At 73.3% G+C, this 24,362-nt stretch carries 9 protein-coding genes; 6 read left to right on the forward strand and 3 right to left on the reverse strand.

Annotated elements, in window-relative coordinates; genetic code table 11:
* Nucleotides 1-4: 4 nt before the first annotated feature.
* Nucleotides 5-943 (reverse strand): SDR family oxidoreductase, encoded by a 939-nt coding sequence (locus tag AXW62_RS03430; protein WP_244502921.1) that lies wholly within the window; start codon nucleotides 941-943, stop codon nucleotides 5-7.
* 1,706 nt (nucleotides 944-2,649) lie between these two features.
* Between AXW62_RS03430 and AXW62_RS03435 the strand changes: the two genes are divergently transcribed.
* The 4 genes from AXW62_RS03435 to AXW62_RS03450 all read left to right on the forward strand — a co-directional run bounded on the left by AXW62_RS03435 (nucleotide 2,650) and on the right by AXW62_RS03450 (nucleotide 8,038).
* A complete protein-coding gene (locus tag AXW62_RS03435) occupies nucleotides 2,650-3,903 on the forward strand; it encodes a sedoheptulose 7-phosphate cyclase (RefSeq protein WP_252368489.1) in 1,254 nt (417 codons plus the stop codon).
* 4 nt (nucleotides 3,904-3,907) lie between these two features.
* Nucleotides 3,908-5,029, forward strand: a complete 1,122-nt coding sequence (locus AXW62_RS03440) for a sugar phosphate nucleotidyltransferase (RefSeq protein ID WP_060943181.1) — start codon at nucleotides 3,908-3,910, stop codon at nucleotides 5,027-5,029.
* Nucleotides 5,026-6,081 (forward strand): ROK family protein, encoded by a 1,056-nt coding sequence (locus AXW62_RS03445; protein WP_060943182.1) that lies wholly within the window; start codon nucleotides 5,026-5,028, stop codon nucleotides 6,079-6,081. Before AXW62_RS03440 ends, AXW62_RS03445 begins: the two co-directional genes overlap by 4 nt.
* 859 nt (nucleotides 6,082-6,940) lie before the next feature.
* On the forward strand, nucleotides 6,941-8,038 hold the full coding sequence (locus AXW62_RS03450; protein WP_252368490.1) for a VOC family protein: 1,098 nt from the start codon (nucleotides 6,941-6,943) through the stop codon (nucleotides 8,036-8,038).
* Between the two features lie 419 nt (nucleotides 8,039-8,457).
* On the opposite strand, the gene AXW62_RS03455 is transcribed toward AXW62_RS03450, so the two are convergent.
* Nucleotides 8,458-9,174 carry an HAD family hydrolase gene (locus tag AXW62_RS03455; protein WP_159060804.1) on the reverse strand — a complete coding sequence of 239 codons (717 nt, stop codon included), beginning with the start codon at nucleotides 9,172-9,174 and terminating at the stop codon, nucleotides 8,458-8,460.
* A gap of 688 nt (nucleotides 9,175-9,862) precedes the next feature.
* On the opposite strand from AXW62_RS03455, the gene AXW62_RS03460 reads away from it, so the two are divergent.
* Together AXW62_RS03460 and AXW62_RS03465 are read left to right on the forward strand one after the other, a co-directional pair.
* Entirely contained in the window at nucleotides 9,863-11,197 is a 1,335-nt protein-coding gene (locus tag AXW62_RS03460) for a phytase (RefSeq protein WP_252368491.1), read from the forward strand.
* A 554-nt stretch (nucleotides 11,198-11,751) separates the two neighbouring features.
* Entirely contained in the window at nucleotides 11,752-14,496 is a 2,745-nt protein-coding gene (locus tag AXW62_RS03465; RefSeq protein ID WP_174556344.1) for an alpha/beta hydrolase, read from the forward strand.
* A gap of 327 nt (nucleotides 14,497-14,823) precedes the next feature.
* Here the strand turns inward: AXW62_RS03465 and AXW62_RS47395 are convergent, their stop codons facing one another.
* The gene (locus AXW62_RS47395) at nucleotides 14,824-24,354 is read right to left on the reverse strand and encodes a type I polyketide synthase (protein ID WP_252368492.1); all 9,531 of its coding nucleotides are present in this window, start codon (nucleotides 24,352-24,354) and stop codon (nucleotides 14,824-14,826) included.
* Between the last annotated feature and the right edge of the window lie 8 nt (nucleotides 24,355-24,362).

Genomic DNA, 24,362 nt, shown 5'->3' on the forward strand with positions numbered 1-24,362 from the left:
GGCGTCAGAAGGTCAGGGCGTGGGTGGCTTCGAGGACGTCGACCGGACGGTGGCGGCGGAGCTCGGGCAACTGCGCGGCCACCTCACTGTGCAGACAGGCGTTGCGCGGCCGACAGGCGTAGGCGGTGCCGGCACGCGGTGTCGGCACGATGAGCGCGGGGTCCGCTCCGAGCTGCCGGGCGATGTGCCTGGCCCAGTCGACCCGGCCGATGCGGCGCGGCCCGCCGAGGTGCAGCGTCCCGGTGCGGCCGGAACTCATCAGCGTCGCCGTCCACGCGGCCACGTCCGCCACGAGAACGGGCGTGTTCCAGTGGTCATCGGGGATCCGCAGCCGCTCCCCGCGCATCAGCGAACGGGCGACGCTGGTAAGGAAGTTGGGCCGTGGTCCGTGGTCCTCCCATCCGTAGACCAGGCTCACCCGCAGGACAAGGGCGGAGGAGGTGGCGAGCAGTTCCCGCTCGGCCGCGAGCTTGGCCCGGCCGTAGGCGTTGGCCGGGGAGGTCTGTGCTGACTCGCCGTGGCTCTCCGCCTCGCCGGGGAAGACGTTGTCGGTCGACACCAGCAGTACGGGCCGGCCGTCCAGCGCGGCTGCGATGTTGCGGGCGCCGCCGTGGTGGGTGGCGTACGCCTCCTCGGGATGTGCCTCGCACCATGTGATGTCGGACGGGCCGTGTACGGCCACAACGGCGTCGGGCTGGATGGCCTCCATCAGGGCGGCCACCTGCGGCCTTGAGGTGACATCGACCTGGGCCCAGCGCATACCGCGGCTTTCGGGGAGGACCGGGGCGCTCCGGGAGCTGAGCACCGTCTCGACGCCGAGCCCGGTGAGGCGGGCGGCGATGTGCCCGGCGAGGTAGCCGGAGCCGATGACCAGGACCCGGCCAGGCATGGCGCCCGCCGTCGACCCGGGTGGCGCGAGGGGCGACGGGCGAAGATCAGACATGTACTTCCTCCAGCTGATGCGGCGGGCGGACAGGGCGGGGCGTGTTCCGGTCGGGTATGCGGACGTTCCGTGCCGGCGCGTCCGCGGCCACGCGGGTTCCCCGGCCGGTGCCGACGGTGAGCGCGCCGAGCAGGTTCGTGGTGTCGTGTCACCGTCGCGGGTACGGCACGGTTGCGGCGACGGTTCGGCACCGGTGGGGTTCGGCTCCAGTGCCCGTGCCTGGTTCGCTCATCACCCGACAGCACGACGGCGCACCCGGACGGGTCCAGGTACGGCCCGGTGATGCCGGCGTCCCTTTCCGTGAACTCCGGGTCTTCGACAGTTTGAAAAGGCCCGACCGGTGTGGCTTCTTCATTCTTCTCCCGCCAGAAGCGGCGCGTAGGAGAAAAGAAAGAGACCTCGATTCCCTCACGCCGATTCGCGCGACGCTCCAGCACAGGAGTCGACGAGCGAGACCCGCTCGATTTCGGCGGCCGGGACAACCTGCTCAGTGCGATCACGTGGCCTGCGGCGGCAGCACCTGGCCCTTTGCGGCTCCGCCGCTTTTTTCACCGGCCCCGCCGACCCGAGTTCCTCACAACGGGTTCCGGTGCGGTCCCATCTCTCATGTGGACACGACCGCCGGTTCGGCGACGTCCTCACGGTGGCACCGCTCGTCCACCACATTGCGTCAGGCCCCGGAAAAGGCCGCAGACACTGTCACCTGCCGACCCGTGATCAACGCCTGCACCATAGGGGTGGAGAAAAATCTGACTGGTACGCGCGCCCAGGTTGGCGCCCGAGCGGCAGCAGAGGCTTCCGTCGTCGCTCTCGCGCCGGCCCCGCCGCTGAGGAATGTCGCCGAAGGTGAAATGTTCGCTCCAGGCGGTTGGCGCTGCGGAAGCCGCCCCTGTGCCCAGTCCCATTGTCGTCGCTGCGCGCCCGCAACCAGCGCGGCAAGAGCTGCGCGCTTCATGTACCACAAGAGCATGCTTTCTCCACGTGTGCCGTGGGTGACTCATGCGCTTTACATCTTCACTTATTACAAGCGGCGATCAACTTGCTGTCAAGGATGCGATCTTTCTTGGCTCAATCGGCCCGGTGGCGTTTCCCGCGCCCATGTGAGTCAGCCTGTCAGGCCGCAGGTGACACCCTGTCACATGTCACGACAACGGCCAGAAGATGGCGGTGCTCGGCGACGCATAACCGATCGAGCAATTCAAACCAAGATGGACATAAGGGATCACGTGTCTCTTGACAAGGTCATGTGCGCGGCCTTTAGATCGATAAGGTATCGGTAAGGTATTGATCACTTACCACCGACTGGTCCGAAGCCGCAGCGGGAACCGCCGTACCGGCAGTTCACCGCTTGGCGCGGACGCGGCGCGCAGGAAGCCCGGTCAGGCAGCGGTGGCGCGTCCGTGGGGGACCGCCCACCCATCACCGCGATCACACATCCGAACCTCTATCCGACGCCAGGAGTAGTGTGCCGGTCCCTGTCACCTGCTGCGGGACGCCCACCACCGCCCGGTCGCGCCTCTGCCCGGAGCGCCACCACCCCATCTTCCGTACCGTCAACTCGCCCCCACGACTGCCGAGTTCCCCCGTTGCGCGGCTGGGCGACCGCCGTCCGCACACCGCGTGCCGCGGCCCGCGGGTGATGGCCTGCTCCGGCGGCGCCCGTGCCCACCGCTCCTCCCCTTCACAGCACGAGAGGATCGACGACCGTGACCAGAACCAAAAGTCTTTCCCGCCGCGCCGATCGTGTGGCCGATCGTGTGCACGACGAGGCGACGGAGGGCGGCGCAGTCTGGCGGGTGAGCGCGCTCAAGGAGGTGAGCTACGACGTCATGGTGCAGCCACGGCTGCTCGATCCGGCGAACCCAGCGCTCGCCCGGGCCGTGACGTCCGGTGCAGCGCCGGTACGCCGGCTCGTCGTGATCGACGCCACGGTGGCCTCCCTCTACAGTGAGCGGCTGACCGCCTACCTGGCGGGCCATGACGTGGAGTTCCGCCTGTGCGTCATCGACGCCCACGAATCGGTGAAGGTCATGGCCACCGTCTTCGAGGTCGTGGACGCGATGGACGCCTTCGGTGTGCCGCGGCGCCACGCGCCGGTGGTTGCCATGGGTGGCGGGGTGCTCACGGACATCGTCGGGCTCGCGGCGAGCCTGTACCGCAGGGCCACGCCGTACATCCGGATACCCACGACCCTGATCGGGATGATCGACGCGGGCATCGGCTCCAAGACGGGCGTCAACTTCCGCGAGCACAAGAACCGGCTCGGCGCCTATCACCCCTCGTCGCTGACGCTCATCGACCCCGGTTTTCTCAGCACGCTCGATTCCCGGCACTTACGCAACGGCCTGGCGGAAATCCTGAAGATTGCCCTGATCAAGGATGCCGAACTGTTCGATCTGCTGGCGACGCACGGCGCGGACCTGGTCGAGCAGCGGATGCAGCCGGGCGAGGACGCGGTCGGCGGTACGGCGCTCACCGTGCTCCGCCGGGCGGTCCAGGGCATGCTGGAGGAACTCCAGCCCAATCTCTGGGAGGACCATCTGCAGCGTCTGGTCGATTTCGGGCACTCCTTCTCACCGACCATTGAGATGACGGCGCTGCCCGAGTTGCTGCACGGCGAGGCCGTCTGCGTCGACATGGCGCTCAGCTCGGTCCTCGCCCACCACCGGGGGCTCCTGACCACGGCCGAGCTCGACCGTGTCCTGGATGTCATGCGCGTCCTCCGCCTGCCCGTGCTCCACCCGGTGTGCACACCGGAACTGCTGCGCGGGGCGCTCGCGGACACGGTCAAGCATCGGGACGGCCGGCAGCACCTGCCTCTTCCCCGGGGGATCGGCGACGCCGTGTTCGTGGACGACGTCACCCAGCACGAGGTCGAGGCCGCGCTGTTCGCCCTCGGCGAGCGTGAGCGGGCGACGCGGCAGCCGAAGGTGCGCGGTCCCGTGGACATGGGGGTCTGAGGGCATGGATGGAGTGCGTGCCGTCCTGCTGGCGGGTGGTGAGGGCCGGCGCATGGGGCCGCTGGGACGCGGCAGGCTCAAGCCACTGGTGCCGTTCGGCGGCACCTCCCGCCTCATCGACTTCAGCATCGCCAACGTCCGCCGGTCGGGCCTGCGGGATGTCCTGCTGTTGTCCCAGTACGAGGAGCGCCGCCTCATGGACGACCTGCACCTGGTGTGGAACGGACGTCATCACGGCTTTCGGGTGCACTTCGGCCCCTACGACGCGGTGTACCGGAACTCACCGGGCAAGCTGCCCGAGCAGCTGCCGGAGCGTACCTGGCCGGTGGAGCGCGGTACGGCCGACGCACTGCTCAGCAAGGCCGAGTACGTCTTCGGAGAGAGGGGCGCGGGGGCCTCGGAGATCCTCGTGCTCCATGCGGACCACGTCTACCGTTTCGATTACGGCCGCATGATCCGCGAGCACCGCGCGTCACGGGCCGCGCTGACCATCTCGTACCAGCGCATCGAACGGCGCTACGTGCACCTGTTCGGCATGGTCGAGTTCGACCGGAACGGCCTGCTCACAGTCTTCGAGGAAAAGCCGCACCACCCCACGAGCGACCTGGTGTTCGCCGCTTTCTGCGTCTTCGACGCGGCGACACTGCGGCGCTACCTGGAGCACCTGCGCGGCACCGACTGGCAGCACGACATCAGCAGGGACGTCATCCCCGCCATGCTGACCGGCGGCGAACTCATCCGTGGGTATGAAGTCAAGGGCTACTGGGAGGACATCGGCACCGTGGACCGCTACCACCGCGCCCACCGCGGACTGCTGCGGGCTGAGCCGACGCTCGCGTTGGGCGACATGCCACTGACCGTCGCCCCCGAGGTGCCGCGGCGCCTCGTCCTGGACGGGCCCGGCGGGCACGCCAGCATCGTGGCGGCCGACGTGGTGAACGAGGGCGAGATCGTGAACAGTGTGGTGTACCCGGGCGCGCGCATCGGTGCCGGCGCACACGTGGCCGACTGCGTCGTGCTGCCAGGTGCCCAGGTGCCCGACGGGGCACGCCTGACGTCGGCCATCGTGCTGGAGGACGGCTCTGTCCAGCAGTGCGAGGCGGCGCGGGAAGAGGTCGCGCCATGACGGCACTCGTACCCGCGCCATGTGACCTCGTGGTGGCCGACCTCGGTGGCACGACCCTACGCGTGGGCCGGATCAGGGCGGGCACCTCCCAGGTGCATGACGTGCGGCGAGTGCCCACCGACGGGCTCGGCCGGTACGGCACACGCGACCCGCAGGAGCTCCAGGACCGGGTCATGGAGCAGCTCACGCGGGAGATCGCGGCCGACGTCGCCCGTCCAGGCCAACCACCCGCTCGGGCCGTGGCGGTGTCCTTCGCCGGGCCGATGACATCCGACGGAGTCGTCCTCGCCGGCCCGACGCTGTGGGGCGGCCCCGCCGCGCGGCTGCCCGTCGCCGATGTGCTGGCAGGGCAGCTGGGCCTGCCCGTGGTCGTGGCCAACGACGTGACCGCGGCGGCCTGGCGCTACGCCTCGGCCGAGTCCGAGCCGTTCTGCCTGATCACCGTGAGCTCGGGCATCGGGAACAAGGTGTTCCGCCATGGCGAGATCGTCTGCGACGAGCGCGGGTACGGCGGGGAGATCGGCCACTGGCTCGTCGACCCGGCCGAGGACGCCGCGCCGTGCGAGTGCGGAGGGCGCGGCCACCTCGGGGCGATCGCGTCCGGACGCGGCGCGCTGTTCGCGGTGCGGGCGGCGGCGGCGGCCGACACCGGTGCCTTCGCCCGCTCGGCGCTGGCCGGGCCCTCGGGCGGCGTGCCCGACGCCATCACCAACGAGGCGTTCGCGGCGGCGGCCCGAGCGGGCGACACCTTCGCGCGGGAGGCGCTGCGCCGCTCGCTGCGGCCCCTCGCGTCCGCGGTGAGCCTGCTGTTCACCGCGATCGGCGTGCGCCGCTACCTGTTCGTCGGGGGCTTCGCCCTTGCCCTGGGCGACACCTTCCTTACGCTGCTCGGCGACGAACTGGTGCGGATCGGCTGCTTCGGCCTGGACGAGTACGCGACACGCGCCATGCTCGCGCTCGGCGAGGACGACGACGACCACTGCCTCATCGGCATCGGCCAGTTGGCGGCGGCACGCCTCGGTGCTCCCCGGGCCCTCAAGGCGCCTGCGTGACCACGCCGATCCTCGGCAGCGGCTCCGTCGGCGGCACGCCGGCCACGGACCGGCGTCGGCCGGGGAGCCGGCGCGGTCGCCTCCGGGACACCGCCGAGGTCCGGCACGCTCGCCGGAGATGTCCGGTGGAAACGGCCCGACGTGAGCGGCCCGGGGACTTCGCCCGGGGGCCGGCCGCCCGCGGCGCCAGGCGGCCCGGCGAACGACGCCCACGGCGCCGGCCGCCGCCTGCGGCAGGGCAGAGCTCGCGGCGGAGCACCGGGCGGCCGGCGTGCCGGAGCCTGACGGTGCCACGGGCCGGCCCTGTCCCTGGCCCGGAAGACCCGGCGCCCGTCGGGTGGCCGCGTTCCTCCGCCCGGTGCGCGCTGGGCGCGGGCCGGGCGGAGGATCGCGGCCAGCGGACCACGTTCGGCCCTGGTGGCCAACGTGGTAGCCGTCACGAGCGCGCTCCGGACGGTGCGCGGGCCGCCCCTGCCGTCCCTCGGCGGATCCGACCGGGTCCCGCGCCACGAGGGGACGCCGGTCCTCGCCCGCCCGGCCGGCGCTCCCGACCCGCTGGTGGTCCCCGGGCCCCGGGCCGCAGGGCGGTACCCGAGCGGGCCCCCGGACAACCGCCTGGCACGCCGCCAGCCGGCCGGCGCCCCCGGCCTCGCGCTCCCCCACCGGGTCCGTGGGGTTCCCGAGGGCGCCCGCCACCTGTCGCACGCCCCGCGGCCCCACGGACCCCTCGCAGTGATCGACCCATCACCCAGCCTGAGGAGGCAGCCCCGTGCTTCCCCCCGACCGCTCGTGCGCGCCCGCTTCCGCCGCGGCCGGCCTGTCCTCGTGTGGCGACGGCCAAGGACCGGCGCCGCGTGGGGTGCCCGGCGCCCAACGAGTCGACCACCTGGCGTTCACCGTGTCCGACCTGGACGCCGCGATCGACTTCGCCGAAACGGCACTCGGTGGCGAACTCGTCTACCGGCTCCCGCCGCTGGCGCACGCCGACGACTGGATGCGCGTACACCTCGACGTACACCCGCGAGCCAGCGCCGAGATCGCCCTCGTCCGCCTGGGACCCGACACCAACCTCGAACTGTTCGCCTACCAGTCGCCGGATCGCACCGCCACGCCACGGGCTCCGCACGACGCGGGACACGTGCACCTCGCGCTGCACGTGACGGACGTGGCACGGGCCGCCGCCGAACTCACCCGTCGAGCGGGGGTGAGCCCACTCGGCCCGGTCCGCCGGGTCCCCGACGGGCAGCCCGACGCGGGCACGCGCTGGGTGAGACTGTCCTCGCCGTTCGACGCACCCCTGGAACTGCGGTCCGTACCGGAGGTGTTGCCGTACGAGGTGGAGGGCGGCACACCACGCCGCCGCCCGCCGGGGCCGTGGCGCAACCGGGACGACGGCACGGCGAGCCGGCGCGGCCTGCCCGGCGCGCTCGGCGTCGACCACTTCGCCAGGACCGTCACGGACCTCGACGCGGCCGAGCGGTTCTTCGTGGACGTCCTGGGCGCCGAACTGCTGTACCGGAACGAGCAGAGCGTCCTTCCCGCGGACGTGGCGGCGGCGCTCGGCGTGCCACCGGGCGGTGCCCTGCGGCGGGCCGTGCTGGGCATGGGCCCGACCGACACCATCGAACTGGCCTGCTACGAGGGGACGTCGGCCGGCGACCCACGCCCTCCGCGCAACAGCGACGTCGGCGGCAGCCATCTCGCCCTGCACGTCCGCGACGTGGACGTGGCCGCCGCCTACCTGGCCGAACACGGCTGCACCGTGCTCGGCGGGCCGGAGACGATCGATCAGGGGCCGCTCACCGGCGACCGATGGGTGTACACCCGCGCCCCCTTCGGCCTGTACGTGGAGGTCGTGCGCATGCCGGACGGCGCACTGCCCTACGAGCGCACCACCGCCGCCCGGCGCAGGGCCGCGCACGAGCTGTCATGGACCGTACGCCACCCCCGGCGGTGACCGGAGTCAGTCGTCCGATCAGGCTGCCGAGCCGGGCATCCCCCATGGAGGAAGCGGTCGGGGAACCCCTGTGGGGTGCGCGGCGAGCAGTCCGCCGACGGCCTTCCCACGCATGACCGTCGCAGCGGTCCACGGCATCACATGCGGGCGGAAACAACGAGCGCCGGGGCTGGTCACCCTTCCCGTGACGGGGAAGCTCGCCCGGTGAGGCGACCGTCCCCTCCGGCAAGGGCGGCCGGCCGGGACTGACCGGTGCCCGGCGCCATGTCCAGCGCGCCGGACACCGGTACCACGTCACCAGTGGGCCCGGAGTGGCCGGCCGATGACGGCATGGAGCGGGTGGCAGGTGCCGGGCAGAAGCGGAGAGCGCCGCACGCGAGTGCTCCGGCGTTGTGACACCACGGCGCCGGGGCGTCCGACTACGCGGCCGCCGCGCGACCGCTCTCCACACCGGCGAGTCGCAGGACTCCCGTCAGCCCCCGGGGCACGCGCACGTCACGCTCGCTCGGCAACAGGTACACCGGCAACCCGGCGCGCGCCGCCGCGCCGTCCTTGACGGGATCGTCGCCAACGAACAGCACCCGCCCGGCCGGAAGACCCAGCCGCTCGCAGGCGACGCCGAAGACGGCAGGGTCGGGCTTGGCCAACCCGACCTCGCACGACAGCACCACCGCGTCGAGCTGATCCAGTACACCGGTGCGCTGGAAGACCGGTCGGATATCCCAGCCGATGTTGCTCAGCACGCCCGTGCGCACGCCTGCGGCACCGAGCGCCTCGAGCACCGGAAGCGCGTCGGGGTACGGGAGCCAGGCGTCGTTGTCGGTCAGGCAGTCATAGAGCGCCTCCACCAACGGTGGCTCGAACGGCCCGGCGTCGGCGATCAGCCCGGTCCAGATCCGCCGGTGCGCGTCGGGCGACAGATCGCATCCCTCCTTCGCCACGCTGCGCTCCGGCGCGTCCACGTACGCCACGGTGCGTCGGATCAGCGTCGCCGCGGCCTGCTCGTCAAGCCTGACGCCGCGGTTACTCGCCTTCGCCACCAGCCGTGCCGCCGTGAACACCCCCGTGTCGTCGAACAATGTTCCCGCGAAGTCGAAGAGGACCGCCTGGACTCCTCGTTCGCCAGGTCCGCTCACTGGTTCACCATCCTCTTGTGTAGGCGATCTGTCGTGGGTACTGATGCGCCCGAGGCGCTACGGGCCACCGTCAGTTCGCTCGACCGGCGGGACTCCTCATGAGATCCGCGGAGCCTGGCGGTGGCCCGGGACGTGCCGACCCTCGACGAGGCTGGACGCCACCGGGCGCCGACTCGCTACCGACTGCGCCGGCTGCTGGGCGGGGCCGCCACCTCCCCCACGTACCTGCCCCGTGGCAGGCTCGTTCAGGCTCCATGGCCGCCGCACACCGGGAAATGTGACGGGACTCATGCCCACCCCGTCCCGGACACGACGGTTCCGGCGTGCCGTGGTACTTCACCCCGCTACGCCGGAGGGTGGCGCTGCCGCACCGGCCGCCACCGCACGTCCTGGGCGGATGTACGGCGCCGCGATGCATCCTCAGGCGTCCGTCGGCAGCGCCCCAGTGGTGGCCGACGAGCGCCGCATCCCGGACGCTGGGGCGGTGCGCCCCAGGCCCGGAGCGGGGCGTCCACGGGCTCCGACGGCGCTCTGGTGCACACCCCGCGGCGGCCGTACTGTACGGATCTGAACGGCAGTTGGTGTGCGACCGGCTCCTTCGCGACCACGCGTACAGGTTCCGGTCCCTTCCAGGCCAAGTTCTCCACGCAAGATCGGCATGTCCTCGACACCGACCAAGGAAGCGCTTGTGAGAACGCATTGCACCCCGCGTACGGCCGCCGCGCTCGCCCTGAGTGCGGTCCTGCTCGCCCTCCTGACCTCCGCCCCGGCCGGGGCCGACGACGAGGGCCTGCCCACGGTCACCCCGACCAGCGAGACCCCCGCCCTCTACGACGACGAGGCGGGCGGCCACTCCGACGCGGACGACCCCGCGATCTGGCGCAACGCGGCCGACCCCGACCGCAGCCTGGTCATCGCGACCGCCAAGAAAGGCGGCCTGCGCGTGTACGGACTGGACGCCCGCCTGGTGCAGTCGCTGCCCGCGCCACGTCCGCCGGCCGAGGACGACGCCCCGGGCCGGTTCAACAACGTCGACCTCGTCGCCGGTCTGAAAACCCCCACCGGCCGGGCCGACGTGGCCGTGGTCAGCGACCGGGGCAGCGACCGGCTGCGGATCTACCGCATCGACCCGTCCAAGCCGGGCGCTCCGCTGACCGACATCACCGACCCGGCCGCCGCCCCGGTCTTCTCCGCCGACCAGGCCGAGATCAACGACCAGCGCACCGCGTACGGCCTCGCCACCTGGCAGGACAAGGCCACCGGCCGCTCCTACGCCCTGGTCAGCCAGCGGAAGCGGACCCGGCTCGCCCTCGTCGAACTGACCCCGACCGCGCGAGGCACCGTCGACTACCGCGAGGTCCGCACCCTCGACCTTCCGGCCTCGTTCCGTCTGCCCGACGGCACCACCTGGTCCCCCTGTACCGAGCCCGGTGAACTCCCCCAGGTCGAGGGCATGGTGGTGGACCCCGCCACCGGCACCCTCTACGCAGGCCAGGAGGACGTCGGCATCTGGCGGCTGCGCGCCGACCTGACCGACAAGCCGGTCCTGGTGGAGAAGGTCCGCGAGTACGGCGTCCCCGGCGTCTACGACAAGACCACCGAGGAGTGCACGCCCGGCGCCGACCCCGGTTTCGGCGGCAAGCGGCTGACCGCGGACGTCGAGGGCCTGACCCTCTTCCAGGAGCCCGACGGCGACGGCTACCTCTTCGCCTCCAGCCAGGGCGACAGCACCTTCGCCCTGTACGACCGTGAGGTGAGCGAGGACAACGAGTACGAGGGCGGCTTCCGCGTCGGCGCGGCCTCCGCGACGCTCGACGGGTCGGAGGAGTGCGACGGCGCCGCCGTCCTGAACGCCCCACTGGGCAGCCGCTACCCGAACGGCATGCTGGTCGTCCAAGACGGCCACGAGACCCCCGAGGTCCCCGATGGCGAGGGCGGCACCCGCACGGCGACCAACTTCAAGTTCGTCGACCTGGGCGACGTGATGGACGCCGCTGACCCCGTGGCGTCCGCACCCCGCTGACCCCCGACGGTCGCCGGGTGCTCCACCGCACCCGGCGACCGGTGCGACCGCGCGAGCCAGGCATGCTCCTCCCCTGCGCCTCTCCGCTCTCGCCCGCGGGCTACCGCCCGCCGTGCGTCGTCACCGGCTGATCACCCCCCGGGCACGCCTCCGGACACACCCCGGGCACGCCGCTGACCTGGCACCGTCGTCTGGGCGCTGGAAGTGGCGCCAAGCACCGGTCAGACCCGGCTGCCTGTGCCGACAGCCGGGATCGCGGTCACCACACCGCTTCCACCCACGTGCCCGCTGGGGCGGGTGAAACCACCTCCCACCTGGTGATCCGATTGGTACGCGAAGACGTGGCAACGAGCATGCCGCCCGACGGCGTATCGGAGAGCGATCAGTGGCAGTGGCTTGATCGCGTCGCTCGCCCGCTCTCGGCATCTCCTCACGGACAACCCACGGACGCCTCTCCCCCGTCCTAGGTGACGCGAGAGGCGCCCGGGACGGACGGGACGTCTGCGCATGGGGTTTTGAGGAGAGGATCATTGATCCGTGCCCGGCGAATAGGTGTGACCGCCTTGGCGGTGCTGGCGGCCCTGGCGGGCTCACCCGGACTGGCACAGGCCGAACAGCCAAGCAGATCTGGCCAGTTGAGCGCGACGGCCGACAGCCCACTTCCGCCGGGGTGGCGGATCGACGGGGAGGGTGGGGCGCGTGAGCTGGTCTGGCGCGCGCCGAAGGCCGTGCCCATGGGGGATGCGCGGGTCGAGTTCCGTACCGGGGACCGGCTGCTCGGAGTGCCGAAACCGGCGAAGGACGGGCGGACCTTCCGGCTGGTACTCGGCACGACGCGGCCCGAGCGGCTGACGGCCCTGCGCGTGACGGCCGCGGGGCGCCGGCTGGACGCGGCGGCCGACGACACGCCCAGGTCCGGCTCGCACGCGGCACGGATGCCCGCGCAGGCGCCGGCGAACGGCGTCGATCCGGGCAAACCCGGCTCGTACCGCACGGTCACCGGGGAGTACGACCTCGCCCCGGTGCGGCTGCCCGGGTTCGACACCCCGGTGGAGATGACCGCCGAGGTGGTGGCGCCGAAGGGGGCCACCGGCAGCCGGCCGCTCGCGCTGTTCCTGCACGGCCGCCACGAAACCTGCTACAAACCGGGCTCCGAGGACGGCGTGACCGGCGACTGGCCCTGTGCGGACGGTTCCAAGCCGATCCCGAGCCACCTGGGCTATCTGCGCGACCAGCGACTGCTGGCCTCACAGGGCTATGTGACGGTGTCGATCTCAGCGAACGGCATCAACGCCCAGGACTGGCAGGCCGAGGACGCCGGCGCGCAGGCGCGTTCCTCGCTGGTACGGCAGCACCTCGCCCACTGGGCCGACTGGGCCGCCCATCGCTCCTCCGCCCCGGCCGTCGTACGCAAGGCGGCGAAGGCCGACCTCTCCCGTGTCCTGCTCGTCGGCCACTCGCGCGGTGGCGAGGGCGTCAACCGGGCCGCCATGGACAGCCTCTACCCGCCGCCGGCCGCCGAGGACGGCTACCGGGGTCCGGTGCGCTGGAAGGTGCGCGGGACGGTGCTCATCGGACCGACGATCTTCGGCCAGAATCCCGTCGCCGACGTGCCGTCCGTGACGCTGCTGCCGGGCTGTGACGGCGACGTGTCGGACCTGCAGGGCGAGAACTTCGTCGACGGGACGCGCGGGATCAGCCGGGGTACGGCACTGCACAGCGCGGTCTACATAGTCGGCGCCAACCACAACTACTTCAACAGCGAGTGGACCCCGGGCGAGGCCGCCGCACCGGCCACGGACGACTTCGGGACCGACCCGGAGCAGCCGGATCCGGTGTGCGCGCCGGGTGCCGCGACCCGGCTGACCGCCGCCCAGCAGCACAAGGCGGGCGCCACCTACATCGCCGCCGCGGCCCGGCTCTTCCTCGTCGGGGACGACCGGGTGCGTCCGCTGCTCGACGGGTCCGGCAAGCGGGCCCCGTCCGCGGACCCGGCCCGGGTGCTGACCCACGCGGTCGGTGGCCGCCGCAGCGGTGGTTTCCTGCCGGACGGCGGGGCAAAGGTGACCGGCGCCCGGCTGTGTTCGGCGGTCGACCCCGACCCGGCCGTGGCCTGTCTGAACCCGGAGGCCCCCGGATCGTCACCGCACTTCGCGTGGTGGGAGACGGAACCGGAGACCGGCCGCGGCGCGGTGGCCCTGAAGTGGTCCGCGCCGGGCAGCCCGGCGCATATCACTCCGGCCAAGCCGCTCTCCCTCCGCGACTCCCAGAAGCTCGCGCTCCGGGTCTTCGTACCGCCGAACACGACCGGCACGAAGTTCGACGTGTCCGTCACCGACTCCTCCCACCGTCGGGCGACACTGGGCTCGGTCCGGGTGGACGGGCTCCCGGGCTCCGCGAACACCGCCTCCTACTGGGCTCAGGAGCTGCGGGTCCCGCTGTCGGCCGCGACCCGGGCCGGGCTCGATCTGAGGCATGTCACCTCCCTTGAGCTGACGCCCCGTTCGCGGTCCGGGCGGGCCTGGCTGATGGACGCCTGGGGCTGGGCGCCCGGCACGTTGCCGGTGAAGGCCGCCGCGCTGCCGCGCGTCGACGTGGGCCGCACGGTCGTCAAGGAGGGCGACTCGGGCACCCGCACCTACCGGATTCCGGTCGAGATCTCCGGGCACGGCAGCGGGCAGGTCCGCGTGTACGTCCTCGCCCCGGACGGCGGCCGGTCCGAGAACCGGCTCGTGACCGTACGGCCCGGCAGCGACGCGATCGACGTGCCGGTCGAGGTGAACGGCGACACGGTCTACGGTGACGACGTAGCCCACGACATCGCCGTGAAGGCCGTCCACAACGCCGTCGTCGGCAAGCACCGGGGCGGGCTCACCGTCGAGAACGACGACCCCGCGCCGGTGATCACCCTCTCTCCGGTCGCGGACCGGGTGACCGAGGGAGAGACGCTGACCTGGCGGTTGTCCCTGGACGCGCCCACGGCGGTGGACATCTGGCAGCCGGTGCGGGTACTTCCGGTCACCGAGGGCGCCGAGCTGTCCACCAAGGACGTGGACCCGCAGTGGCTCGAGGAGTGGTCCGGTGACGCGCCCGACCCCGAGCGGCCGCTGTCCGACGCGAACCTGTGGGTGTGGCTGAACATCCCGCCCGGGAGCACCAGCGTGGACTTCGCCGTACCGACCGTGCGGGACCACGTGGCCGAGCCGGCCGAGTCGATGCGCCTGGCACTGACCGACGACGACGGCGAGCCGCTGCCCGGCAAGCCGGTGCTGACGGGGACGGTGCTCGACAAGCCGTAGGCACGAGGTACGGAAGGATCGCGAGCACCCTCTTGTGCGGGGTCCGGCCTGTCCGGGCCCCGCGCTGCACAGGGCCGCGCGGATCCCGGCCGTCCCGACCAGCCCCCGGCGCAGCCCGCGCCGAAACCCGGTGAGTCCGGTCCACTCCGGCTGATGCTCACCGTCAGCACCACCCACGGCCTGAACCGATCGCACGGCCGGTGAAGCCGTGCCGAAGCGCTACGGGCAGCCACACCTGACCGGGCCTCTCCGCGGAAACGGACCGGCCGCGCGGGATGACTCTCCGCGCGGCCGGTCCGTTTCGCTGCGTATCCGCTGGTCAGACCGTCACACCAGTCCGGTCAGCCATTCGAGGACGACCTGCGCCGTCTTGTCGGCATGCTCCTCCAGCAAGGTGAAGTGGTCGCCCGGTGTCTGCGTCACGGTGTACGGCTGCGGCCAGGACCTCTGCCAGTCGTCAGGCCCGGTCAGCTCGGGCGGGGCGCCGTCGAGCGGTTCGGCGGCCCGTACGAGCAGGGTGGGGACGGAGATCCGCGGCGCCTCCCACGTCCCGAGCAGCTCCAGGTACCGGCCCATGGCGGACAGCCGCGCGTCGGTGAACCCGAGGATGTCGCTCTCCCGCCGGGCCATCCCCGCGAACACCGCGCCCAGCACGCCGTCGCTCACCGCCGTGCTCCCCGCGTCGCCCGGCAGGTAGGTGTCCAGCATGGCGACGCCCGTGACCCGCCGGCCCGCGCGTTCCAGACCGGCGGCGACGGCCTGGGCCAGCAGACCGCCTGTGGAATGGCCGACGAGGACCAGGGGGCGGTCGGGGGTGTCCTGTTCGAGCGACAGGAGGTGGTGCCGCACCGCCGCCTCCATGGTGGCGGGCAGCGCCTCATCCTCGGCGAAGCCGGGGTTGGCCAGGACCCGGACGTCCTGCGCGGGCTCGAAGGAGGTGGCGAGCCGCAGATACTGCTGGACGCCGCCCAGCGCGACGATCGACGGGACGCATACGACCACCGGGCCGGGGCCGGAACCGCCGCGGGCGATCCGCACCGGCGCCGGCACCCGCACCGCCCCGCGGCCGACCGCGGGATCGGTCCCCTGACCGGCGGCGCTCCCCGTACCGGGGCCGGCCGACCGGTCCGTACCGGTGGCGTCGAACGCCGGGCGCAGCCGGGCGAACTCCCGGGCCAGGGCCAGCGCCACGGTGGGCTGCCCGGCGTCGCACGCCTGCCGGAACAGCGCGGTGAGCGGAGCCGCCGCCTGGCCGCCCCCGGATGCGGCGGCCGCGGTTCCCGCGCCTCCCGGCGCGGGGGCGGCGAGACCGTCGGCCAGGAAGCGGGCGAGGCCGAGCGGTGTGGGGTGGTCGAAGACGGCCGTCGGGCTCAGTTCGGTGCCCGTGGCCGCCGTCAGCCGGTTGCGCAGCTCCACGGCGGTCAGCGAGTCCAGACCGAGTTCCAGGATCGAGGTCTCGGCGGGGACCTCCTCGGACGACGCGTGTCCGAGCACCACGGCCACCTGGTCCCGTACCACCGTGACCAGGGCCGCTTCGCGCTCGGCCGCCGGGAGCCCGGCGAGCCGCCGCCGCGTCCGGTCGGCTTCCTCCCGCGCGGGCAGCGCGGCGGCCGCCCGGCGGGCGGGTCGCACCAGGCGGCGCAACAGGGGCGGCACCGGTCCGGCGCCCGCCCGCCCGCGCACCGCGGCCAGGTCGAACGAGACGGCCAGGACGGCCGGCGTGTCGAGTTCCAGCGCGGTGTCGAAGAGGGCCAGCCCCTCCTCGGGGCTCATCGCCTTGAAACCCGCGCGGGCCATGCGCCGACGGTCCGCCTCGGTCAGTTCCCCGGTCATCCCACTGGCCGGGGCCCACAGACCCCACGCCAGCGACACACCCGGAAGACCCTGGGCCCGCCGCGAGGCGGCCAACGCGTCCAAAAAGGCGTTCGCCGCCGCATAGTTGCCCTGCCCCGGGCTGCCGAGCACACCAGCAGCCGAGGAGAACAGCACGAACGCCGACAGATCCATCTCCCGCGTCAGCTCATGCAGATGCCACGCCGCGTCCGCCTTCGCCCGCACCACCTCATCGACCTGCTCACCCGACATCGAAGCGATCGTGGCATCCCGCAGCACACCGGCCGTATGCACCACCGCCGACAACGACACCCCATCCAGCACCTCCGCCAACGCCCGCCGGTCCGACACATCACACGCCACCACATCGACATGAGCGCCGAGCCCCGCCAACTCCTCGGCCAGCAGCCCCGCACCGGGCGCATCCGCGCCACGACGGCTGAGCAGCAACAGACGCCGCACACCCCACCGCCGCACCAGATGCCGCGCCACCAACCCGCCCAACGTCCCCGTACCACCGGTGACCAGCACCGTGCCATCCGCCGACCACACCGGCAACCGCTCATCCCCACCGGCGACAGGCACGGCACGCACCAGCCGGGCCACCAGCACCCGGCCACCCCGCACCGCCAACTGGCTCTCCTCACCCGACACCAGAGACAGCGGAACCTCCGGACCGGCCGCCTCATCCACATCCACCAGCACAAACCGGCCCGGATGCTCACTCTGCGCCGAACGCACCAGACCCCACACCGCCGCACCCGCCAGATCCGTGACCACCTCCTCCGGACCGACGCTCACCGCGCCCCGGGTGACCACCACCAGCGGCGGCCCAGCCGGGTCCGCCCCGTCCAGCCACCGCCGCACCTCCTCCAGCACCTGCCGGACCGCCGCCGCGGGGGCCGCGGGCAGCGCCCGGCAGTCGGCGACCGGCGGCGCGGGGTGTTCCGCGGACCGGACGGCGGCGCCGGCGACCGGCTCCCACCGCACCGTGAAGAGCTTGTCGTCGCCGCTCCGCCCGGCGGCGGCCAGCCGCTCCAGGGACACCGGGCGGAACAGCAGCGACCGCACCGAGGCCACGGGCACACCGTCGGCATCGGCGAGCTGGATACGCGCCGCCTCCGGCCCTTCCGGTGTCACCCGCACCCGCAGCGCCGACGCACCGACCGCGTGCAGCCGGACCCCGGACCAGACGAACGGCAAGAGCGCCTGCCCGCTGCCCGCGTCGGCCTGTTCCAGGGCATTCACGGTGAGCACGTGCAGCGAGGCGTCCAGCAGGGCGGGATGGACACCGAACCGGCCCGCCTGCTCCGCGGTCCCGGGGTCCAGGGCGACCTCGGCGTACAGGTCGCGGCCCTGCCGCCAGACGGCCCGCAGGCCGCGGAAGGCGGGCCCGTACGCGTAGCCATGCCCTGCCAGCCGCTCGTACACCTCCTCCGCGGCGTCCTCGGCGAGCACCGGCTCGGCCCCGGCCGGAGGCCACTGCGCCAGGTCGAAGCCGGTCTCGACGTCGGCGCCTTCCGTGGTGAGCACGCCGCTGGCGTGCAGCGTCCACCCGTCGTCCGGCTGTTCCCCGGACGCCATGGACCGGCCGGCGCGCTCGGGCCGTGCGTACGCCCGCACCGTCCGGCGGCCGTCGTCGGCGGCGCCGACCACCAGTTGCAGCTGCACCGCGCCGGTCTCCGGGAGCGCCAGCGGCGCGTGCAGGGTCAGTTCCGCCAGCACCTCGCAGCCGGCTTCCTCGCCCGCGCACAGGGCCAGTTCGAGGAAGGCGGTGCCGGGCAGCAGTGCCGAACCGCCGATCGCGTGGTCGGCCAGCCACGGGTGGGTCCGCAGGGACAGCCGCCCGGTCAGCACCACGGCGCCGTCCGCGCCGGCGAGGGCGACGGCCGCGCCGAGCAGCGGATGCCCAGCGGTCTCCAGGCCCGCCGACGCGACGTCCGCCGCGCCGTCCGTGGCGTCCAGCCAGTACCGGCGGCGCTGGAAGGCGTACGTGGGCAGCGGCACCCGCCGGGCGCCGCTGCCCGTGAACGCCTCGGCCCAGGTGACGGCCACACCGTGGGTGTGGGCCTCGGCCAGGCTCGTCAACAGCCGCGTCCGGTCGTCGTCGCCGCGCCGCAGCGTCCCGAAGGCCGCCACCGCGACGGACATCTCCTCGGCCGTCCGCTGCACCGCGGCGGTCAGCACCGGGTGCGGGCTCACCTCGATGAACGTCCGGTGCCCGGCGGCCACCAGGGCCCGTACGGCGTCCTCGAACCGTACGGTGTCGCGCAGGTTGCGGTACCAGTAGTCGGCGTCGCACGCCACGGTGTCGAGCGGCCCGCCGGTGACCGTGGAGTAGAACGGCACCGTCGCCGACCGCGCCGTCAGCGAGGCCGCCACCGTGGTGAACGCCTCGCCGATGGCCTCCATCTGCGCGGAGTGGTACGCGTACTCGGCACTGACCTGGCGGGTACGGACGCCGTCCCCGGCGCACGCGGCCACGAACTCCGCCAGTTCCCCGGCCTCCCCGGCGACCACGACCGACTCGGGACCGTTGACCGCCGCTATCTCGAGGTTCCCGGTGAGCCGGGCGCGGACCCGTTCCTCGGGCAGTTCGACCGCCGCCATGCCGCCCTGGCCGGCCACGCCTGCCTGGTACAGCAGCCGCGCCCGTGCCGTGGTCAGCGCCGCGGCGTCCGGCAGCGACAGCCCGCCGGCCACACACGCGGCGGCGATCTCACCGCGGGAGTGCCCCACGACGGCGGCCGGGCGCACGCCGTAGGACTCCCACACCGCCGCCAGCGACACCATCACCGCGAACAGCACCGGCTGGCCGACGTCCACGCGCTCCGCCGACGGCGCGCCCTCCTCCCCGCGGACGACCGCGAGCAGCGACCACCCGGTGTACGGCGCGAGCGCCGCGGCGCACTCGGCCATCCGCGCCGCGAACACCGGCGAGCTCTCCAGCAGCCCGCGGGCCATCCCGAGCCACTGCGAGCCCTCGCCCGAGAAGACGAACACCGGCTCGTGCCCCGTGGCCGGCCCGCCCTGCACCACACCCGCGGCGGAGCGGCCTTCCGCGACGGCGCCGAGGCCGGACACCAGCTCCTCGCGGTCACGGCCGAGGACGACCGACCGGTGCTCGAACAGCGACCGGCCCGCGGCCAGGGAGTACCCCACGTCCACCGGGCGCGGAGCGCCGTCGCCGGTCACCGCCTCGGCCAGCCGCCGCGCCTGTTCCGCGAGCGCCTCGGCGGAACGCGCCGACAGCGTCCACGGCACCGGCACGTCCGCACCGTCCGCGGGCCCCTCCTCCGTCCGCGCTTCGTCCACCGCCTCGGCCGGCGGCAGCTCGTCCAGGAGCGGCGCGTCGGGGGACGGCCCCCCGGCCGGCGGCTGTTCGAGGATGACGTGCGCGTTGGTGCCGCTGATGCCGAACGACGACACCGCCGCCCGGCGCGGCCGGTCCACCTCCGGCCACGGCTGGTCCTCGGCGAGCAGCCGGACCGCGCCCGCGGACCAGTCGATGTGCCGGGACGGCTCCCCCGCGTGCAGCGACCGGGGGATGACACCATGACGCATCGCCATGATCATCTTGATCACACCGGCGACACCGGCCGCGGCCTGGGTGTGCCCCAGGTTGGACTTGATCGAGCCCAGCCACAACGGCCGGTCCTCCGGACGCCCCTGACCGTACGTCGCCAGCAGCGCCTGCGCCTCGATCGGGTCGCCCAGCCTGGTGCCCGTGCCATGGCCCTCGACCACGTCCAACTCGGACGGATCGAGCCGGGCGCCGGCCAGCGCCTGCCGGATCACCCGCTGCTGCGACGGGCCGTTCGGCGCCGTCAGACCATTGGACGCGCCGTCCTGGTTGACCGCGCTGCCGCGCACCACCGCGAGCACGGGGTGGCCGTTGCGCCGCGCGTCGGAGAGCCGTTCCACGACCAGCAGCCCGGCCCCCTCCGACCAGCCGACGCCGTCGGCCGCGTCGGAGAAGGACTTGCACCGGCCGTCGGGCGCCAGGCCGCGCTGCCGGGAGAACTCCACGAACGTCGTCGGAGTGGCCATCAGCGCCACACCGCCGGCCAGGGCGAGGGAGCACTCGCCGTTGCGCAGCGCCTGTGCGGCCAAGTGCAGGGCCACCAGGGACGACGAGCACGCCGTGTCCACCGTCACCGCCGGGCCCTCGAACCCGAAGGTGTACGCCACCCGGCCGGACGCCACACTGCCCGCGTTCCCCGTGGACAGCAGGCCCTCGAAGCCCTCCGGCACCTGTCGCAGCCGCGCGGCGTAATCGCTGTACATCACACCGGCGAACACCCCCGTGCGGGTGCCGCGCAGCGACGCCGGGTCGACGCCCGCGCTCTCGATCGCCTCCCAGGCCGTCTCCAGCAGCAGGCGCTGCTGGGGGTCCATCGCCGTCGCCTCGCGGGGGCTCACCCCGAAGAAGCCCGCGTCGAAATCCGCCGCGTCGTGCAGGAAGCCACCGTGCCGGCTGTAGGACGTACCCGTACGGTCGGGGTCCGGGTGAAAGAGGTTCGCCAGGTCCCACCCGCGGTCCACGGGGAACTCCGAGACGACGTCCCGGCCGCCCGCGACCAGCTGCCACAGCTGGTCCGGATTCCCGACGCCGCCCGGGTACCGGCACGCCATGCCCACGATCGCGATCGGCTCGTCCGCCACGGCGGCCACGGCCGGCTGGGCTCCGGCCGCGTCGGCGGCGCCCACCAGCTCGCCGAGCAGATACCGCGCCACCGCCGCCGGACGGGGGTAGTCGAAGACCAGCGTGGCGGGCAGCCGCAGGCCGGTGACCGCGCCGAGCCGGTTGCGCAGTTCCACCGCCGTCAGCGAGTCGAAGCCCAGCTCGTTGAAGGCCCGCTCGGCACCCACCGCCTCGACACCGGCATGGCCGAGGGCCGCCGCCGCCTCGGACCGGACGAGGTCCACCAGCAGCCGCTCGCGCTCGGGTTCGGTGCGACCCGCCAGCCGCCGCACCAGGTCGGAGGAGCCCGCGCCGCTCGCGGCCACCCGCCGCGCAGGCCGCACCAGACCGCGCACCAGCGGGGGAAGCTCCGGCCCCTGACGCTGGAGGGCGGCCAGGTCCAGGCGCATCGGCAGTACGGTGGCCGCCGAACCCGCCGTCGCGGTGTCGAAGAGGGCCAGCCCCTCCTCGGCGCTCATCGCCTTCACCCCGGCACGGGCCATGCGCTGCCGGTCCGCCTCGGTCAGCTCCCCGGTCATGTCACTGGCCGGGGCCCACAGACCCCATCCCAGCGACACCGCCGGAAGTCCCTGGGCCCGGCGCGTCACCGCGAGCGCGTCCAAGAACGCGTTCGCCGCCGCGTAGTTGCCCTGCCCCGGGCTGCCCAGGACGCCGGCGGCCGAGGAGAACAGCACGAACGCCGACAGGTCCATCTCCCGCGTCAGCTCGTGCAGATGCCACGCCGCGTCCGCCTTCGCCCGCAGCACCTCACCGACCTGCTCACCCGTCATCGAGGTGACCGTGGCGTCCCGCACCACACCGGCCGTGTGCACCACCGCCGACAACGAGACCCCGTCCAGCACCTCCGCCAGCGCCCGCCGGTCCGACACGTCACACGCCACCACATCGACATGAGCGCCGAGCCCCGCCAGCTCCTCGGCCAGCAGCCCCGCGCCGGGCGCATCCGCGCCACGGCGGCTGAGCAGCAGCAGACGCCGCACCCCCCACCGCCGCACCAGATGCCGCGCCACCAGCCCGCCCAGCGTCCCCGTACCACCGGTGACCAGCACCGTGCCATCCGCCGACCACACCGGCAGCCGCTCGTCCTCCCCGGCGGCGCGCACCCGGGTCAGCCGGGCCGCCCGTACCTGGCCGTGCCGTACGGCCAGTTGGGGCTCCCCGGCCGCCAGCGCGGCGGCCACCACCGAGGGCACGTACTCGTGGTCGTCCGCATCGACCAGGAACAGCCGCCCGGGGTGCTCGCTCTGCGCGGAGCGCACCAGACCCCACACAGCGGCGCCCGCCAGGTCGGCCACGTCCTCGCCGGGCGCGGTGCTCACCGCGCCGCGCGTGACCACCACCAGCGGGCAGCCCGCCGTCTCCGGCCGGGCCAGCCACTCCTGTACGGCCGCCAGCACCCGGCGCACCTCGGCGGAGACCGCCCGCGGTGTGTCCGCACCGGCCGACACCTCCGTGGCCGTCCGGCAGTCCACGACCACCGCTCGCGCGCCGTCGGTGTCCTCGGGAAAGGCAACGCCCTCGGCCCACTCCACCAGCCGCGCCGGCTGGACCGCCGAGTGGGCCACGGGCACCCACTCCACCCCCAGCATCCCGTCGTCACCGCGGGAGGCCGTGGCCAGCTGCTCCGGCGTGACCTCGCGCATGGTGAGGGTGTCGACCGAGATGACGGGCACGCCCGCCGTGTCGGCGATGGCCACGGCCACCGCGTCGGCCGCGGTACGCGTCAGCCGGACCCGCAGCGCGGAGCCGCCGACGGCGTGCAGCCGCACCCCGGACCAGGCGAACGGCAGGATGATCTCACCGCTGGAAAACGCCTGAAGGGCCATGGCCTGGAGGGCCGCGTCGAGCAGGGCGGGGTGGATGCCGAACCGCCCCGCCTGCGCCGCCGCGTCGGACGCCAGCGCGACCTCGGCGAAGACGTGGTCCCCGCGCCGCCACACGGCCCGCAGCCCCTGGAACACCGGTCCGTAGCCGTATCCGGCCTCGGCCAGCCTCGCGTAGAAGTCGTCGACCGGCACCGCCTCGGCGCCCGCGGGCGGCCATTGCGTCAGCTCGAAGCCGGGGTCGGTACGGTCACCGGCGACCAGGGTCCCGGCGGCGTGCTGCACCCACTCGGCGGGCGACTGCTCGTCCTCGACCCGGGAGTGGACACCGACGGGCCGCCGCCCGTCCACGACATCACCGACCACCACCTGCACCTGGACCGCCCCGGCCGCCGGGAACACCAACGGGGCGTACAGCGTCAGCTCCTCCACCGCGTCGCAGCCGACCTCGTCACCGGCGCGCAGCGCCAGTTCCACGAAGGCCGTGCCCGGCAGCAGAACCGACCCACCGATGGTGTGGTCCGCCAGCCACGCGTGCGTGTGCAGCGACAACCGCCCGGTGAGGACGACCGCGGCGTCCGCCTCGGCCACGCTGACCGCCGCACCCAGCAGAGGGTGCCCGGCCGCGCCCAGACCGGCGGACACAACATCCGCGGTCTGTGTGGAGGACTCCAGCCAGTACCGCCGACGCTGGAAGGCATACGTGGGCAACTCCACGTGACGGGCCGCGAGGCCCTCGAACCACACGGACCAGTCAACGTCCGCGCCGTGTACGTAAGCCTGCGCCAGACTCGTCAGCAACCGCTCCTGATCGTCCTGATCCCGGCGCAGCGTGCCCAAAGCCACGGCATGGGTGCCGTGTTCCTCGGCGGTCTGCTGCACCGCGCCGGTCAGTACCGGATGCGGGCTGACCTCGATGAACAGCCCGTGCCCCGCATCCAGCAACGCCCGAACAGCGGCCTCGAAACGCACCGGCTCCCGAAGGTTCCGCCGCCAGTAGTCGGCGTCCATCGTGGCGGTGTCCAGCAGCTCACCGGTCACCGTCGAATACAGCGGCACCTCCGACGCACGCGGAGACAACCCAGCGACCGCCGCCGCCAACTCCTCACCGGTGGCGTCCATTTGGCTGGTGTGGAAAGCGAACGCGTCACTGACCTGCCGGACACGGATACCGTCCCGCTCACACGCCTCGGCAAACGCGGCCACCTCGGCCGGGTCTCCCGCGACCACGACCGACGCGGGCCCGTTCTCCGCCGCGATCTCCAACCCGCCCGACAGCCGCTCCCGCACCCGCTGCGCCGACAACGCCACCGAAACCATCGCCCCCGCACCCCGCGCACCCACCAGCAACCGGCCCCGCGCCACCACCAACCCAGCAGCATCCGCCAACGACAGCGCACCGGCCACACACGCCGCCGCGATCTCACCCCGCGAATGCCCCACCACAGCCGACGGCCGCACCCCATACGACTCCCACACCGCCGCCAGCGACACCATCACCGCGA

Origin of the sequence: Streptomyces hygroscopicus subsp. hygroscopicus (assembly GCF_001553455.1) — a bacterium.
Classification (GTDB): Bacteria; Actinomycetota; Actinomycetes; order Streptomycetales; family Streptomycetaceae; genus Streptomyces; species Streptomyces hygroscopicus.